General features: G+C 71.3%; 12 protein-coding genes. 5 read left to right on the top strand and 7 right to left on the bottom strand.

The features are described from left to right. Window positions 1-218 precede the first annotated feature (218 nt). Both WME79_RS30875 and WME79_RS30870 read right to left on the bottom strand, forming a co-directional pair. Entirely contained in the window at window positions 219-962 is a 744-nt protein-coding gene (locus WME79_RS30875) for a hypothetical protein (RefSeq protein WP_437522126.1), read from the bottom strand. Window positions 963-1,098: 136 nt separating this feature from the next. Further along, window positions 1,099-2,319 (bottom strand): RNA polymerase sigma factor, encoded by a 1,221-nt coding sequence (locus WME79_RS30870; protein ID WP_437522124.1) that lies wholly within the window; start codon window positions 2,317-2,319, stop codon window positions 1,099-1,101. A gap of 334 nt (window positions 2,320-2,653) precedes the next feature. Here WME79_RS30870 and WME79_RS30865 point away from each other — a divergent pair, with 334 nt between their 5' ends. The 5 genes from WME79_RS30865 (at window position 2,654) to WME79_RS30845 (ending at window position 8,598) form a co-directional block, all read left to right on the top strand. Continuing rightward, window positions 2,654-3,601: a hypothetical protein gene (locus WME79_RS30865; protein ID WP_437522123.1), complete on the top strand. Its 948-nt coding sequence runs from the start codon at window positions 2,654-2,656 to the stop codon at window positions 3,599-3,601. Window positions 3,602-3,632: 31 nt separating this feature from the next. Then, window positions 3,633-4,754: a hypothetical protein gene (locus WME79_RS30860; protein ID WP_437522121.1), complete on the top strand. Its 1,122-nt coding sequence runs from the start codon at window positions 3,633-3,635 to the stop codon at window positions 4,752-4,754. Window positions 4,755-4,870: 116 nt separating this feature from the next. Then, window positions 4,871-5,986 carry a hypothetical protein gene (locus WME79_RS30855; protein ID WP_437522119.1) on the top strand — a complete coding sequence of 372 codons (1,116 nt, stop codon included), beginning with the start codon at window positions 4,871-4,873 and terminating at the stop codon, window positions 5,984-5,986. A gap of 368 nt (window positions 5,987-6,354) precedes the next feature. Further along, window positions 6,355-6,789 (top strand): hypothetical protein, encoded by a 435-nt coding sequence (locus WME79_RS30850; protein WP_437522117.1) that lies wholly within the window; start codon window positions 6,355-6,357, stop codon window positions 6,787-6,789. A 654-nt stretch (window positions 6,790-7,443) separates the two neighbouring features. Beyond that, complete coding sequence (locus WME79_RS30845; protein ID WP_437522115.1) at window positions 7,444-8,598, top strand: DUF6544 family protein; 1,155 nt, start codon at window positions 7,444-7,446, stop codon at window positions 8,596-8,598. Here WME79_RS30845 and WME79_RS30840 read toward each other — a convergent pair. The 5 genes from WME79_RS30840 to WME79_RS30820 all read right to left on the bottom strand — a co-directional run bounded on the left by WME79_RS30840 (window position 8,595) and on the right by WME79_RS30820 (window position 16,176). Further along, window positions 8,595-8,915, bottom strand: coding sequence for a hypothetical protein (locus WME79_RS30840; protein ID WP_437522113.1), 321 nt, complete (start codon window positions 8,913-8,915; stop codon window positions 8,595-8,597). The genes WME79_RS30845 and WME79_RS30840 overlap by 4 nt on opposite strands. A gap of 350 nt (window positions 8,916-9,265) precedes the next feature. Further along, window positions 9,266-10,156 (bottom strand): SDR family NAD(P)-dependent oxidoreductase, encoded by an 891-nt coding sequence (locus tag WME79_RS30835; protein WP_437522111.1) that lies wholly within the window; start codon window positions 10,154-10,156, stop codon window positions 9,266-9,268. A 49-nt stretch (window positions 10,157-10,205) separates the two neighbouring features. Then, on the bottom strand, window positions 10,206-11,042 hold the full coding sequence (locus WME79_RS30830) for a helix-turn-helix transcriptional regulator (protein WP_437522109.1): 837 nt from the start codon (window positions 11,040-11,042) through the stop codon (window positions 10,206-10,208). A 181-nt stretch (window positions 11,043-11,223) separates the two neighbouring features. Further along, complete coding sequence (locus tag WME79_RS30825) at window positions 11,224-13,185, bottom strand: sugar-binding protein (protein WP_437522107.1); 1,962 nt, start codon at window positions 13,183-13,185, stop codon at window positions 11,224-11,226. Window positions 13,186-13,353: 168 nt separating this feature from the next. Continuing rightward, the gene (locus WME79_RS30820; RefSeq protein ID WP_437522105.1) at window positions 13,354-16,176 is read right to left on the bottom strand and encodes a cation-translocating P-type ATPase; all 2,823 of its coding nucleotides are present in this window, start codon (window positions 16,174-16,176) and stop codon (window positions 13,354-13,356) included. Window positions 16,177-16,186: the final 10 nt, after the last annotated feature.

Here is a 16,186-nt window from a genome sequence, read left to right as displayed (position 1 = left end):
CGAGTCGGCCGCTTCAAGGCTTGTGACGGGCGACTCGGCCGCCCAGTCGGCGATTTCAAGCCTTGAAACGGCCCGCTGGGCCGCCGAGTCGGCCGTCTCAAGCCTTGAAGCGGCCCGCTGGGCCGCCGAGGCGGCCGTCTCAAGCCTTGAAACGGCCAACTCGGCGACCGAGTCGCCCGCTGCAAGACTTGCATCAAGCCTTGCAGCGGGCCGCCGGCTCACGCGTCCGGCGAGGGCCCCGGCTGGGCGGACGGCGCGGCTGCCGGCGAGTCCGGCGCGGCCGGCTGGCCGGGCGGGAGGGCGTCGCTGACGCCGGTCGTGCGGTGGATCTCGGCCAGGTCGTCGAAGATGAGCGGCAGGAGCTCGGGCTTGCCCAGGTGGGCGAGCAGCCCGCGCACGAGGCTCTTGTTGGCGTCGTAGACACCCAGCCAGGCCTCGCGCGCGGTTGACACCTCGGGGCCGAGCTCGACCCGCTCGACGCGCGTGGCGCGCTGCTGCCGCTCGACGATCCCGAGCTTCTCGTGCACCTCCCTGAGCTCGGTCAGCCATGCGTCCGCGCCCCGGACCTTCTCGCGCTGCCTCTCGAGCTCGTCGGCGATGTGCCCGACGGCGGCGGTGAGCTTGGTGATCCGCCGGCGCGCGAGGACGCTCGGCATCTCGCCGCGGAAGAACAGCCTGGGATCGACCGGCCTCCCCTTGAGGGAGTCGAGGTACGAGCCAAACCGCACGATCACGTCGCGCGCCTCGTCGAGCACCTCGGCGGTGTCGAGCTCCGGCGCCGGCTTGGGCTGGCGATCGAGGACGTCGGACATCGCCTGATCGGCGAGCAGCTGCTTGCCCATCGCGAACTCGACCATGCCGTCGAGTGCAGCGACCTTGCCCATCAGGACCGCGGCCATCTGCTCGCGGGCGAACTTGCCATAAATCTTCGTCTCGAAAGGATCGATGTAGGGGTCTGCCATAGGCGCCTCCTTGGGTTGAGCAAAATGCGCTGATGTTGGCAGAGCCCGAGGAGCCATGGCAACGCCTGACGGACTCAACGGGACGGAATGGCACGAATCGGACGCCCTGCGGGGCTGAACAGGCCGCGGCCGCGTATCAGTCGCGGTGCGCCGCCGCCCGCAGCCGTCGCAGGAGATCCTCGCGGTCTCCTGCGTAGGCACCTCGCGGGAAGTCGCGCCGGTGTTGCTCGAGCAGGAGCCGCACGGCGTCGTGGCGACCGGCGGCGAACCCCGCGAATGCCTGCCGGATCAGCCGGGCCTCGGAGGAGGGCAGTTGGATGCCTTCGCCGCGACGAGGGCCGGGCAGGTATCGCGGGCTCGCCGGGTCGCGGCGCGCGGTCGTGAGGGCGCCGCTCACGTCGCTTTCGGCCCGCTCCCCCGAGGGCACCTGCGGGCCCGAGGGGACGGCGCTGCTGTGCTGAGCGGGCCATGCGGCCTGTGAGGGGCGAAGCGCGAGCGCATGGACGCTCGGCGGCGGGATCTCGCCGCGCCCGCCGGCGGCCAGCAGGACGAGCGCGCCCGCCACGACGCCGGCTGCGGTGCTGGCCGTCGATCGGCGGACGGCACGTGCGGGTGCCAGCGACGCGTTCCACGAGCTCGCCGCCGGGCTGGCCGCGCCGTGAGACGGCGCGCGCCGGAGGGCGCGGCGAGCCCGGTCGAGCAGCCGCCGCAGCCGACCTCCGTGGAGCGGCCCCGAGGAAGCGCGCGCTTCGGTCGCGCCGAAGGCGATGGCGAGCGGCGCGATCAGGGCGCCACGGCCGCGTCTCCGCGCTCGCCAGCGCCGCGCGGCGGCGTCGAGGCTCAGCCGCGCGAGCCGGAGGTCGTTCCACACGGTATTGCGCGGCATCGCGAGCTCTTCGGCGATGTCCTGGACCGCCTCCTCCTCCAGGTCGTGCGCGACCAGGATCGCGCGGCGCCGCGGAGGGACCTCCTGGAGCAGATCCGCGAGGATGTCGCTCTGTTGCGCCTCGATGAGCCGTGTCTCGGAGTCCGGCGCTGTGCTGGAGAGGCCGTCCAGCGCCTCCTCCGGCCACAGCTCTTCGTGCCGGCGATGGGCGCGCTTGCGCTCGTTGGAGATGTGGTTGAACGCGATCCGCAGGAGCCAGGTGCGCACGGTGGCGATGCGGGGATCGAACCGGGGCAGCGACCGCGAAGCGCCGTGGAAGATCTCCTGGACCAGGTCGTCCCGATCCGCGCCGCGGAAGCCCTGGCGCTCCACGTAGCGGCGGACCGTCTCCAGGTGCTCGGCCATGATCGCCTCGATGGTGAGCGGTGCTTTCTCGGCGGTGCTGTCGGTTTTGCGAGACGATTTCCCCATGCCTGCGTAGTTACGTGGCGAGCTCGTTCGACATTTGAAAATCGGCATATCGGGCGGAGCCGAGGCAGGCCTGTGGCGTGAGCGCTCGGCGCGCCGCGCAGCAGGGCGAGCATTCTCGCGGCGCGACCAAAATTGCCTGATAGTCGAGTCGATTCCGTCACTTTCTCCGGACCAAGGCGGCTTGACCGAAAAGAGACTCGTCACGTAGTATGCCGCGGAGATGGCGTCCACAGGACGGTTGCTCCTCGCCGTGGTCGCCGCATCTGTCGTGTGGAGTCGCGCGGCCGTGGCCGCCGGGGAAGGTCCTTTGGCTGGACCGTCCAGGGCGGCCACGATGCGCTCCCAGGCAGAGGAGGCGTTTGCGCGGGGCGAGAGGGCGCGGCGCGCGGGGCGGTGGCAGGACGCGGAGGCGTCGTATCGCGCGGCGTGGAAGGCGGATCCGCGGCCGGAGTTCGCGGGGGAGCTCGGGCTTTCGGAGCTCGCGCTCGGGCGGTCCCGGGACGCGGCAGAGCACCTGCGGGAATCCCTGCTGGTTCCGGAGACGCTCCAGCCGGCGGCGCAGCGGCGCTTCCGGACGGGGCTCGAGAAGGCGGAGCGCGAGATCTCGTCCGCGACCGTCGCGGTGAGCCGGCCCGAGGCCGAGGTGTTCATCGACGGCCGGCGGATCGGCCGCGGACAGGGCATGTATTTCGTCTACCTCGATCCGGGGCGGCACGAGGCGCGCGGCAAGCTCGATGGATATGTCGATGACGTCTATCCGTTCGAGGCGCAGCGGGGAAGGGAGTCGATGGTCGGCCTTCACCTGGAGCCCAAGCGCCCGCCGCCGGCTGTGCCTGGGCCGGTTGCGCCTGCGCCGATTGCGGCGCCGGTTGCGCCTGTGCCGGCCGCTGCGCCCGGGGGGCCGTCAGCGGGTACGGTGTTCCGCGTCGGCGGGATCGCGCTCGCGTCGGCCGGGGTCGCGCTGGGTACGGGCTTCGCCGTGGCAGCGGCGGTGCGCGGCGGGGAGGCGGAGGCGCAGGCCGCCCAGATCCGCCAGCGCGACGGGGCGGCGGCGTGCTTGTCCAAGGCATACGCCGACCCGTGCGGTGTGCTGCGCGAGATGATCGACGCGCGCGACACCCTGAAGGCCGCCGCATGGGGGAGCTTCATCGGCGCTGGCGTCGCCGGCGCGGTCGCGCTCTCGTCGCTCCTGTGGGCGCCGGAGCCGGGAAAACGCGCCGTGCGCGCGGCGCCGCTCGCGGCTGCGCATGGCGGGGGCGTGATCTTCTCCGGTAGCTGGTGAGGCTGCGCCGGAGGCGGAAGGAGCAGTGCCGATGCGGAGCGTGCGGCGGAGAAGGCTGGCAGGGCTGTGGCTCCTGGGCTTCGGAGGGGTGGCGGCGGCCAGCGGGTGCGGCGGCGCCGGGGGGTACGACTGCGCGGAGGAGGTCGCGTGCGAGATCCGGAACGACGACGGCACCAGCAACGCGCACTGCTGGGGGCAGTGCGTCCACGCGCCGCCGGACTCCTTCGGCGCGCCGAAGCTCGTCTGGACGGGGCCCGAGGTGCTCGCGCCGGCGTCGTGCGCCGAGCTCGTGCGGATCGTCCCCGGGACCGGCGAGAGGATCCCGCTCACCGACGCCACGCGGACGCTCTTCGCGCGGGCCATGCCGGAGCCGGCGCACGGCTGCCCCGCGTGCGCTTGCACGGCGCCGGCGTGCGCGCTCCCGCAGACCGTGACGGCGAGGTCGATCGAGGCCTGCGGCGACGGCAGCTCGGGGACGCAGACGTCGTTCCTACTGCCGGCAGGCTGGGACGGATCGTGTGTGTCGCCCGGCACGGTGACGGCGGAGCAGCTTGGCTCGCTCTCGATCGGTCCGGCGACCTGGGAGCCGTGCACGCCGATCGTGGCCGACGAGCCTCCGCAGCCTCTCGCGGGAGGCGTGGGCGAGGTCGCCGTCGGGTGCAGCGGTGTGGTGGAGGACGAGCTGTGTCCGGGAAAGGGGGAGCTCTGCATGCTCGAGCAGCAGCCGGCCCATCTGCCCGACGGCTGGCGCCACTGCATCGTCGGGGATGGGAATCTGGGCTGCCAGCAGCCCGAGGGAGGAGCGGACCCTCGGAAGATCTTCTCGGACAGGGTGGGGGTGTTCTATGTGAACCTGGTGACCGCGCCCGCGTGCTCGCCGTGCACCTGCGAGGCGCCGGCGACGAGCCGGTGCGAGGCGCTCGTGTACGCCTGGGAGGATGCCGCTTGCAGCGACATCCTCCTCGGCGTCGATGTGAACGAGCGTGGGATCTGCCTGGTTCCTGAGCCGACCTCCAGCTTGGCCAGCGTGAGCGCAACGTGGCTCTCGAACGAGCCCGGGACGTGCACGCCGACGCGCGGTAGACCCGACGACAAGGTGGACGGCAGGGCCAAGACGGTCTGCTGTCTGCCGAAGGCGCTGGATGCGCCGTGACGGCCTGGTCGAGAACACCGGCGGGCGGTTGGGCGCGCCGCCCGCAGCAGGAGACAACCGGAAGTTCAGGGTGTGTGGGCTCCTCGGGAGCGCGTGGGGAAGGCGGTGAGGTCGCGATGAGGTGGAACAGAAGGTGGAGGCTCCTGCGCGCGTTGATCACGCTGCCGCTGGGGGGCCTGGGCGGCGCGCTGGTCGCGGGCGGCTGCGGCAGCGCGGAGCCGCCGTGCGGCTCGCCGTGGAATCCCTGCCTCATCACCAACGAGGACGGCACGAGCAACGGCGTCTGCGCCGGGAAGTGCGTGATACAACCGATGGACAGCTTTCACAAGCCGATGCTCCTGTGGATCGGAGACGCTGACGACCCCGAACCGGCGTGCGAGGACCTCACCGGCCTCGACCTCCAGAGCCGCGATACGGTGCAAATTGCCTCGAGGACGTCCTTCCGGTTCCGGACGCTGCTGCCGGGCGACGAGCCCTGTCCCAAGTGCATTTGTAGCGTTCCGTACTGCTCCATGCCGGAGATCGTTGCGGCGCACTCGGATGCGTCGTGCGAGAACACCCCTGCGGAGACGCTCAGGCCGTTCAATCCGCCGTGGAACTGGCAAGGCGAATGCACGTCTCCGGGGACCGTGCCGGCAGAGGAGTTCAGCGCGATCTGGATCGCGCCGGGGCCGGATGGCTCGTGCACGCCCTCCACCGTGGGCGAGCCCTCTCCACCGAAGAGCCCTGCGAAGATCGCGGTCGCGTGCAGTGGCGTCGTGACGAGCAACCGGTGTCCGGAGATCGGCGACGTGTGCATGGTCGACCAGCAAGAGACCAACGTGCCCCCCGGGTGGCGGTACTGCATGATCTCGCAGTACGAGGGGCCTCACGAATGCTATCCGCCCGCCGGTCCCGGGGAGCGGCCCAGGTTCTCGGACAAGCTCACCTTCTATGATCGAGACCTTGAGCGGAGCTGCGAGCCGTGCGTCTGCGTGCCCAGCAGCACGCCGAGGAAGTGCGTCGCGCGGGTGAGCGCCTACTCGGATAGCGCGTGCAGCGAGGACGCGCTCCTCGGGACGACGCCGGTGACGGCTGGCGGGGCGGATCGCTGCCTGCTTCCCGAGCAGGATGGTGCGGCGCTCGGCAGCATTCGCGCCGAATGGGAGGTCAACGAGCTGGGGCTCTGCGAGCCGGCCGGCGGCGAGCCGTACCCGACCACCGTCTGCTGCCTGCCGGAGCCCGCCGGATGACGCGGCCGTGAACGGCGACGGCCACGCGGACGCGGTCCTCTTCAATCCCCCCCAGGCTGCACGCGACGGTCTCCCTCGGCCGCTTCAGGGGTTCTTGCGGGTGCGTCTTTCCCGAACATTGATGCGCTCTTCCTGGTTCTCGGCCGTCTGGCCAAGGCCCGTGCTCTCTTGCCGGCATCATGCGGCACCACGGGCCGGCTCGGGGATGCTTCGCTGCCCGGAAGTCGGCAACCTGTCGAGCTCCGCTGCGGGCGTGCCGGCGCTGCGCGACGGAGGGGGCGAGAGGGGAGGGCGCACCTGCATCGGCCCCAAGCGGCCCGATGTACGCCGCGCCTTTCCCCGTCGTGAGATGAAACTAGACTCCGGGCATGTCTGACCCGGATCCACTCATCCCGGAAGAACTAGAGGATCTGCTCGACTGGGCGACCATGGCCATGCTCTACGCCGTCGGTTACATCCGCATCCTCGGCGACGCGATCGTGCGCGGCGACGCCGATCTCCAGGTAGATCCCGTGGCGTGGGAAAACTCCCTGATCGCTATCGAGGGCGTGATGGTAGAGCATATCCGCGGTCGCCTGCACGGGCCTACACCCATCACTGTAGAAGACGTCGAGCGGATGCGGCGACTCCGCGGACTAGGTTCCGCTGCGCTCTCGGGCGGTGAGCGGTCGCCCGAGCTCTGCCCACTCGCTCTTAGGTGCATAGAGTGTCTGTTCGGACCGGACTGGAAGCGCGCGGCGCGGCAAGCCGAGTTCTACGCGCGCGCGCTCAATCAGGAGTTCCACGCTCATAGACGCACCTAACGGGAAGCATGCCGAGGTATATACAGATATCTCCGTTTTCATGGAAGCATGACGCAAGATGCAATACATAGAGCGACTCCATGGAGGGAGACGATGGCGGCAACCGTGGGAACCATTCGCATGAACCCGGCGACCGACGCAAGCAGCGGTCCACGTCCGTGGAGTGAGGCGGTGCCATGCGGCAGGGACATCTAGAGTCCATTCCCGGGTTGGAGGACGCGGAGAATTCGCTGTCCTCGTTGTTTCCCCCGGACGCGGCCGGATGGATTACGGCCGAAGTCAGCTCAGCCCTTGCCCGTCGACCACGAGCCAGGAGTCGACGGTGCCGGAGTCGTGGCCGAGAGCGATGCCTTCGGACAGGGGTCGAACTGCGCGCCGGCCTTCTCCTGCACGTCTAGAGGGAGCGAGCGCCGGTACACCTCGGGGAACAGGAGCAGCGACGACGGCGAACGGGGCGCGCAAGATCTGCGTGTACGACAGCCGGGCTACGCGTCTCGATGCTCGGTTCCGCGCGAATGGACCGCGCCCTCGGCGTGGCTCCCGGTTTGGCACGTGGGCTGCAAAAGCAAAAAAGAGCACGTGAGAGACGGAGCCGGCTGCCGACGACCAGGCGACGGCTGGGCGGAGCAGGCGATTCCGAGAAAGAGACACGTCATGCGGCTTGGATTGGCCCTCCTGATCGCGCTCCACGGCGTGATTCACCTCATCGGATACCGCGAGTGGTCGAAGCTCGCCGCCGCGGGTCAGCCGAGCGATCGCACGCTCGTGCCCCTCTCTTCCATGGGCAGTCAGGTCTTCGCCCTGCTCTGGCTCGCGGCGGTGATAGCGCCTCTCGCGGCGGCAGCGCTCCAGGTCCTGCGACGCGACGCGTGGTGGACGCTGGCGCTCTTCGGCGTGCTCCTCTCCCAGGGCCTCATCGTCCTCGCGTGGCCCCAGGCGAAGTTCGGCACCCTCGTCAACGTGCTCATCCTCCTGCCGATCGTGTCCGCTGCCGCACACGCACGCTTCCGCCATGAAGTCGATTCGGAGGTCCGAGCGCTGCTCGCGCGCCCCGCCGAGCCGCACGCTTCCAGCGTCGAGCCCTCCGAGCTCGAGCGCCTGCCCGCGCCGGTGCGCGCCTGGCTAGAGTCCTCAGGCGTCGTCGGCCGGGAACGGGCTCAGACGGTCCGGCTGAAACAGCGCGGCGAGCTCCGGACCAGCCCCGACGCCGCCTGGATGCCCGCGGAGGCCGAGCAGTACTTCTCCGTCGACGAGCCTGCGTTCGTCTGGAAGGTCACCACGAAGATGATGGGCATTCTCCCGATCGAGGGCCGCGACAAGTACGCCGCCGGCAAGGGCCAGATGCTCATCAAGGCGGCTTCGCTCGTCAACATCGTCGACGCGGCTGACGAGAAGATCGACCAGGGCGCCATGCTGCGCTTTCTGGGCGAGATCGTCTGGTTCCCGTCAGCGGCGCTCCGCCCCTACATCACGTGGGAGTCTATCGACGCGACGAGCGCGAAGGCGACGATGCGCCACGCGGGAAAGGTCGCATCGGCGGTGTTCTCGTTCGATCCTCAGGGGCGCGTGGTCGGGCTTCAAGCCGAGCGCTATCTCGGCGGCGGCGCGGACGCGAAGCTCACGCCGTGGTCCGTGTCGTGCTCGGACTGGCGCACGTTCCGGGGGTTCCGGATCCCGAGCCGAGGGGACGTACTGTGGAAGCTCGAGAGCGGGGACTTCAGCTACTACCGCTGGGAGATCCTCGACGTGGAGCACAACCCCGCCGGGCTATACAGGGAGAGCGGCGCTCGCATCCCCGCGCCTCGCTAGAGCGGGCGGCCGATCCGAGCGCAGATCTGCGACCGGATATCCTCCGGAAGCGAGCGCAAGTAATCATCGGGCAGGAGCCGCAACGCCTCGTCGGGCATGAGGAGGAGCCGCTGCTCGGGCGTCAGCCCCGCGACGCGCTGCTCGGGCGGCAGCCCGGCGAGCCGCTGCTCGGGCGGCAGCCCGGCGAGCCGCTGCTCCGGCGGCAGCGCCGCCAGCAGCTCGTCCACCGGCAGACCAGGCAGCAACGCCTCGATCGGCAGCTTCGTCAGCAGCGTCCGCAACACCTCGTCGAAGCCTTCCAGCTCGCGCATCGCCATCGCGATCTCCTCCGCACCGACCTGCTCGGCCAGCCGCCGGCGCGCCTCAACCGTCCGCGCCGTGCCGTGACCGAGCAATGGCGCGGGCGGCGCTGGCGCAGCAGCGCCGCGAGCAGCACGTGCCACGCGGTCCGGGTCGAGCCCATGGCGTCCTGTACTGGGCAACTCCGGTGCAGGACAAGAAAGCATGAGCGAGAGACGTGTCTCAAGGTCCTTGTCTCATCGCTTTACGAGGATGGGTAAAGTTTCATCATGCTTTCTTCAGGACCAAGCGAATCATCGCGACACCCGGGCAGCGCGGCCCCGCGGCAGCGAGCTCGGCGGGTGAGCACGTCCGTCCCCGAAGGGCGTCATTCCGGCGTGACCACCTCCAGCAAATGCCCCAGCCCCTGCGCGCGGAGCGTCTCGGCCTGGAGCCGCTCAGCGACCGCATTGAGCTCGCCGAGCGCCTGCCCGGAGCCGCCGCCCACGATCGTGCGCAGCGGTCGCTTGCCGGCCGGCGCCTCGACGAGCGCCACGACGGCGTCGGCGACCTCGCGCGGGTCGGGCGCGCCTGACGCCTCGAACATGGCGGCGAGGCCGGCGTTCATGCGCGCGGGCAGCTCGGCGAGCTCGCCGTAACCGGCGAGGCGCGCGGGCTCCGCGGGCGCCAGCATGTTCTTGCCGAGCGCGGTCGGGTAAGGCCCGGGCTCCACGATCGCCGACTCGATGCCGAGCGGCGCGAGCTCGAACCGGTACGCCTCCGCGAGCATCTCCAGCGCCGCCTTGCTGGCCGCGTACAGGCCGAAGCACGGCATGACCATACGGGCGAGCCCGGTGGAGACGTGCACGAGCAGCCCGCGCCGCCGCTCCCTCATGAGCGGCAGCACGGCGCGGTTCACGCGGTGCGCGCCGAGCACGTTCACCTGGAACAGCCGCAGCGCCTGGTCCGTCGTGAACCCCTCGCTGAGCCCCATCGCCGACAGGCCGGCGTTGTTGACCACCACGTCGATGCCGGCGCCGCCCGCGGCGAGCGCGCCGATCGCGGCCTCCACGGAGGCGTCGCGCTCGACGTCCATCTCGACGACGGTGATCCGCCCCGCCCCCTGGGCGACGAGCTCCGCGGTGGCGCCCGCGGCCCGCCCCTCGCGGTCGCGCACCGTCGCGAACACGCGGTGCCCGCGGCCCGTGAGCGACAGTGCGATCAGCCTGCCGAAGCCGCTCGAACACCCGGTGACGAGCACGTCCTTGCTCTCTGCCATCTTCACGCTCCTTCGAGCGAGAGCCGTAGCAGGACGGTGCTTTGCGCCTCTACCGCGTTCGGGGCGTGGAGGACGCGTTCGTGACGCCGCGCGCGCCGGCGCCGGTGCCGGTCGAAGCGTGCCGGTAGGCCCCCGGGGTCATCCCGGTCGCCTTCCGGAAGAACGCCGCGAAGTGGCTCGCGTTGGCGAAGCCGACCTCCACCGCGACGTCGACGATCCGGCGGTCGGGGTCGGCGAGCAGCGCCTTCGCGCGATCGACGCGGATCTGGCCGAGGTAGCGGTGCGGCGAGAGGCCAGTCGAGCGCTTGAACATCCGCGAGAAGTGGTGGACGTTCATGCCCGCCGCGTCGGCGAGCTCGACCACGCCGACGTTGCGCTCCATGCCCTCGTGGAGCTGCTCCTTCGCGCGGCGGAGCACTGGCAGCGGCAGACCCGAGCGCGGGGGAGGGCGCAGGGAGAGGCCCGAGGCCCGGAGCATGCGCGCCGCGAGCACCACGGCCGACGCCTCGACATACCCGGCCGCGGCGTCGCCCCCGGTCTCGGCCTCGTGCAGCATCGACAGGGCGAGCTCGCGGCCCACGGGGTCGTCGAAGCGGAACAGGCACGCGACCTCCCGGCTGCCGGGCGGCGCGATGCCCTCGGCCACCCGCGCGACCAGCGCGTCCGGCACGTGCACGTGGAGGAAGCCGGACCGGTCCCGCGTCCAGCACGTGCTCTGCCACCGGGCAGGGATCACCGTGAGATCTCCGCGCCCAAACACGCCCTCGTGGACGTGACCCTCCCGGCGCTGGCGCACGCGCGCGGGCGCCCCGAGGTGCACGCCGAGCACGTGGGCGTCGAAGGCGCCGCTCACGCCGTCGCACGGCGGCTGGTCGCGGCGCGCCACGAGCGCGATCGTTGCCCCCGGCGCTCCGGAGGGCCCAGACGAGGTCGTGAAGTGAAACTCCGCCACCTGCACCCCTCGGGCCCGCGACGGCCCTCGTCTCACCGCGCGTCGCTCGCGGTGAGACCCAGCGTTTCCTGACGTCGCGCGTCGCGCGTCGCGCGCCGCGACGCCCTCTTCCCGCCTACTTGGCGAAGATCGACCCGTTCCAGACGTACCGCGCCGGCTGCGCGCCCCCCCACGGCAGCAGCAGCGGCTCGAAGCCGCCGACGGGCGCCTTGTCCTGGTTGAAGGGGTACGTCTGCTCCGTCCACTCGACGGCCTTCCCCGGGGCGAGCTCGATCCCCATCTTGTCGCCCACGCGCACGAACTTGAGCTCGCCGGCGATCTTCTTGCCGCCGATGCTGCGCGCCACCTCGGCCGCGAAGATCCGCTGGATGCTCTCGCCCTCGACCCGGAAGACCTGCACGACGTCGCGGTCCACGGTCCCGCCGCCCGCCTCCTTGGGCGCCGCCGCGCGGACGGTGCCGTGGACGATGATCTCCGCCTTGCCGTCGCCGGTGAGATCGAGCGCGCGCACCGAGCGGATGTCGGCCGGAGACGCGAACTGCGCGAGCGTCATGAACGCGTACCCCGCGCCGCCCCGGAACCCCTTGCCGAACACCACGATGTCGCGGTCGTGCAGGAGCACCCGCTCGGGCTCCTTGCCGCCGGCCACGTCGGCGCCGAGGTCGAACTGCGGCTTGCTCGACGAGGCGTTCCGGTCGCGCCGGTAGAGGGCGTACACCTTGTCGAGCATCTCGGCCGGCGAGAGGCCGGCCGGCTTCGGCGCGACCCGCGCCTCCTCGGCCTTGGCCGGCGCCGGGCGCGGCCCCGCGGCGCCCGCCTGCCGCTGCTCGCTCGCCTTGGTAAACACGCCACCGGTCAGCTTGTAGAGCTGCGACTTGATCGACCCCCACGGCAAGAGCAGCGGGTCGTACGTCGTCTCGACCCCCTCCGCGTAGTTGCTCGCGTCGTACTTGGTCGCCTTGCCCGGCTCCACGCGGATCGCCATCTTGTCGCCGTCCGCGACGAAGTCGACGTCGTTGACGACCGAGCCCTTGTCCGTCGCGATCGCGATCTCGTGCTGGAAGATCGGCTTCGGCGTGTCGCCGGCGCCGAACTGGAGCACGTGGATCACCTCGCGGTACTTCGTGCTGCTGCCGGAGCGCTTCCGCAGGATGAGCTCGGCCTGGCCGTCGCCTGTCAGGTCGCGCGCCGTGAGCGACGGCAGCATCCCGTCCTTGGCGTCGACCCCGAGGTCCTCGAAGAAGTACTGCGCGCCCTTCCGGAACCCGGGGCCGAGGACGATCAGGAACCGCTCGTGGACGAGCACCCGCTCCCGCATCCCATCGCCGGCCACGTCGGCGACGAGGTCGTAGCTCGCGCGGCCCTGGATGCCCTTGCTCCGGAGGAGGCCGTCGGTGAGCGCGAGCTCCGGCTCGGTCGCGAGCGGCGACAGCGACCCGTACGCCTCCGAGCGGGCGCTGCCGACGACGGCGTCGACCCCTCCGCCGTCGTCGTCGTGGACGAAGAGCCCTGCCCGCAGCCCGACCCGGGTCGTCGCCGCCTCGGGGAACGCCGTCCAGGGGACGCTCGCCTCCAGGGTGTACCCGCCGCTCCGCGGGGCCTCGATGACCCTCGCCCCGGCCACCGCCTTGCCGCCCGGGACCTTGACGCTCCCCGCGGTCTTGCCCGGCTGCCCAGGGTAAAGCGCGACCTCCTGGATCTTTCCGCCCGGGAACCCGATCACGACCTTCACGTGATCGGCGCCGCCTCGCAGCGTGTCGTCGGTCACGTCGGCCGCCACGTAGATCCGTGTGTCGTCGTAGGCGATGGCCACCTGCGCGGCCAGATCGGCCTTGCTGGGCTTGCCCTTGAGCTTGAAGCCGAGGGAGGTGAACGCCACCGGCCACTCCTTCGGGATCCCGTCGAGCTTGAGCCATTTCGACTCGACGAGCGGCACCGCGATCGGCGTGTCGGCGGCGAGGGCGGGGGAGGGTGCTGCGGTGGTCAGCGCCGCCAGCGCGACCGGCACGAGCGCGGCGAAGCGGGAGCCGGAGGCATGAGCCGCCGGCGCACGGAGGGTTTGTGGTTTACGTCTCATAAGCTCGGGTTTGGACGCCTCTCCGCGCCCGCTTGTTCTTACCACGAGCACTTTCTTTCCGGATCGCTCCACGTCGCCCACCCGAGGCGGCACCCTGGACGCCGCGAGGCGGCCATCTCGACGTTGCAGGCGAGGGGGCTCGGCCGTGCCGAGACCCTCACCAGGCGGTCAGCCGTGGGGCTTGGGGGAGGGCGTGAGGCGGGCGGGGCCGGCGCCTTCGGGGCGGATCCGGCGGTACACGAGCTTTGCGATCTCGACGGCCGGGACGATGAGCGCCGAGAGGACGAGCAGGAGCATCCACTCGTTCGACGACATCGCGTACGTGCGGAAGACCGGGCGCAGCGCGGGCACGAGCAGCGCGATCAGGTGGATCGCCGCGCTCGCCGCGACCGCCAGGAGGAGCGGGAGGCTGATGAGCGGCTTCGACGCGAAGAGCGAGATGACCGGGCTCCGGCAGCTCCAGGCGTGGAAGAGCGGCGACAGCGCCAGCAGCGAGAAGGCGACGGCGCGCGTGCGGAGCAGCGCCTCCTCGGTCTGGTCCGACGTCGCGTAGAGCGCGACGGCGGCGAGCCCCATGATCGCGCCGACGTACAGGATCCCGAGGTAGTCGCGCTTGACGAGCAGGCCCTCGTCGCGCGGCCGCGGCGCCTCCGACATGAGCTGCGGATCCGGCGGATCGATGCCGAGCGCGAGCGCCGGCAGGCCGTTCGTGACGAGGTTGATCCAGAGGATCATGAGCGGCGTCAGCGGCGGCCATTTGCCGAAGAACGAGACGACGAACACGGCCACGAGGAGGCCCATGTTCGACGAGAGGAGAAAGAAGATGAACTTCTGGATGTTGCGGTAGATGGCGCGCCCCTCGCGCACCGCCTCGACGATGGTCGCGAAGTTGTCGTCCGCCAGCACGAGGTCCGCCGCCTGCCGCGCCACGTCGGTGCCCCCGCGCCCCATCGCCACGCCGATGTGCGCCTCCCGGAGCGCGGGCGCGTCGTTCACGCCGTCGCCCGTCATCGCCACGATGTGGCCGTGCGCCTTGAACGCCCGCACGAGCCGGAGCTTCTGCTCCGCCGTCGTCCGGGCGAAGACGCGCAGGTGCATGATCCGCCGCGCCAGCTCCTCGTCGCCCATCGCCGCGAGCTCCGCGCCGCTGAGCGCCTCGTCGCCCTCGTCCCAGAGCCCGATCTCCTTGGCGATCGCCGTCGCGGTGAGCCGGTGGTCGCCGGTGATCATGACGGCGCGGATGCCGGCGCGGCGGCACTCGGCCACCGCCTCCTTCACCCCCTGCCGCGGCGGGTCCATCATCCCGACCAGGCCGAGGAACGTGAGCTCGCGCTCGATGTCGTCCTCGTCGCGGCTGACCCGCACCCGGCGGCAGATCGCGAGCACGCGCAGCGCGGCCGCGCTCATGCGATCGGCCTCGGCGGCGATCGCCGTGCGGTCGTCCTCGGACAGCGCCCGCACGCCCTTGTCGTCGGCGAACTTCACGCAGAGCGGCAGGAGCACGTCGACGCTCCCCTTCACGTGCGCGATCTCGCGGCCGCGCTCGTCGCGCGTGATCACCGTCATCCGCTTGCGGTCGCTGTCGAACGGCAGCTCGTGCACGAACGCGTGCGACGGCGCCACCGACTCGCGCGAGTAGTTGCCCTTCGCGGCCAGCGTCAGCAGCGCCCCCTCGGTCGGATCGCCGACGATGTTCCAGCGGCCCGTCGCCCGGTCCTCGTCGAGCGACGCGTTGTTGCAGAGCGCGACCGTCGCGAACAGGTACGTGAGGGGCGCCGAGTGCTCCACGACCTCCGCGCCGCGCTCGTCCCGCAGCGCGCCCGCCGGGTTGTACCCCTCGCCGGTCACCGTGTAGCGGCGGCCGCCCGCGTACACGTTGCGCACGGTCATCTCGTTCTGGGTGAGCGTGCCCGTCTTGTCCGACGCGATGATCGTCGCGGCGCCGAGCGTCTCGACCGCGGGCAGCTTGCGCACGATCGCCCCGCGCCGCGCCATGCGCTGCATCCCCAGCGCGAGCGTGATCGTCGTGATCGCGGGCAGCCCCTCGGGGATGGCGGCCACCGCGAGGCTCACGCCCTCGAGCAGGAGCTCGTGCCACGGCCGTCCGCCCCGGATGAACCCCCAGCCGAGCAGCACCGCGGAGAGCGCCAGGCACACCCGCAGGATCATCGAGCCGAAGCGGTCGAGGCGCTCCTCGAGGGGCGTCTTCTGCTCGCCGACCGAGCGGATCATCTCGCCGATCCGGCCGAGCTCGGTGCTCACGCCGGTCGCGGTCACCACCGCGCGCCCCTTGCCGCGCACGACGCTCGTGCCCGTGAAGATCATCGTGACCCGGTCGCCGAGCGGCGCGTCGCGCGCGACCGGGGCGAGCGCGTCCTTGACCGCCGCCGCGCTCTCGCCCGTCAGCGCCGCCTCCTCGGTCGCGAAGCTGATCGTCTGCACGAGCCGCGCGTCGGCCGGGACCGAGTCGCCCGCCTCGAGCTCGAGGATGTCGCCGGGCGCGACGTCCTCGGCCGCGATGACCACGGTCTTGCCGCCCCGGCGCACGCGCGCGTTCGGCGCGCTGAGCTTCTGGAGGGCCTCCAGGGCCGCCTCCGCGCGCCGCTCCTGGTAGTAACCGAGGAAGGCGTTCAGGATCACGATGAGCAGGATCGCGATCGCGTCGCCGAACCGGTGGAGGAAGCTCGCGTCCTTGTCGGCCGTGAAGCCGACGACGACGGCGATCGCCGCCGCGGCGAGGAGCGTGAGCACGAGCGGGTTCGCGAACTGCTCGAGGATGCGGACGAGCGCGCTCTTCTTCTTCGTCTCGGGCAGGCGGTTCTTGCCGTGCTCCGCGAGGCGCTTCTGCGCCTCGGCGTCGGAGAGCCCGCCGGACGAGCTGACCCCGACGCGCTCGAGGAAGGCGCCGACCTCTTCGGCGTGGACGGGGATGGGAGCGGCGGGAGAGGCGTTCGGTCCGGCCGGGCGGAGCGCCGTGGCGGCTTGGCTCATGGGCAGGCGT

It is taken from the genome of Sorangium sp. So ce726 (assembly GCF_051521405.1).
GTDB lineage: Bacteria > Myxococcota_A > Polyangia > Polyangiales > Polyangiaceae > Sorangium.
Note: the sequence above shows the minus strand (reverse complement) of the source record. Positions and strands in the feature narration are given on the sequence as shown.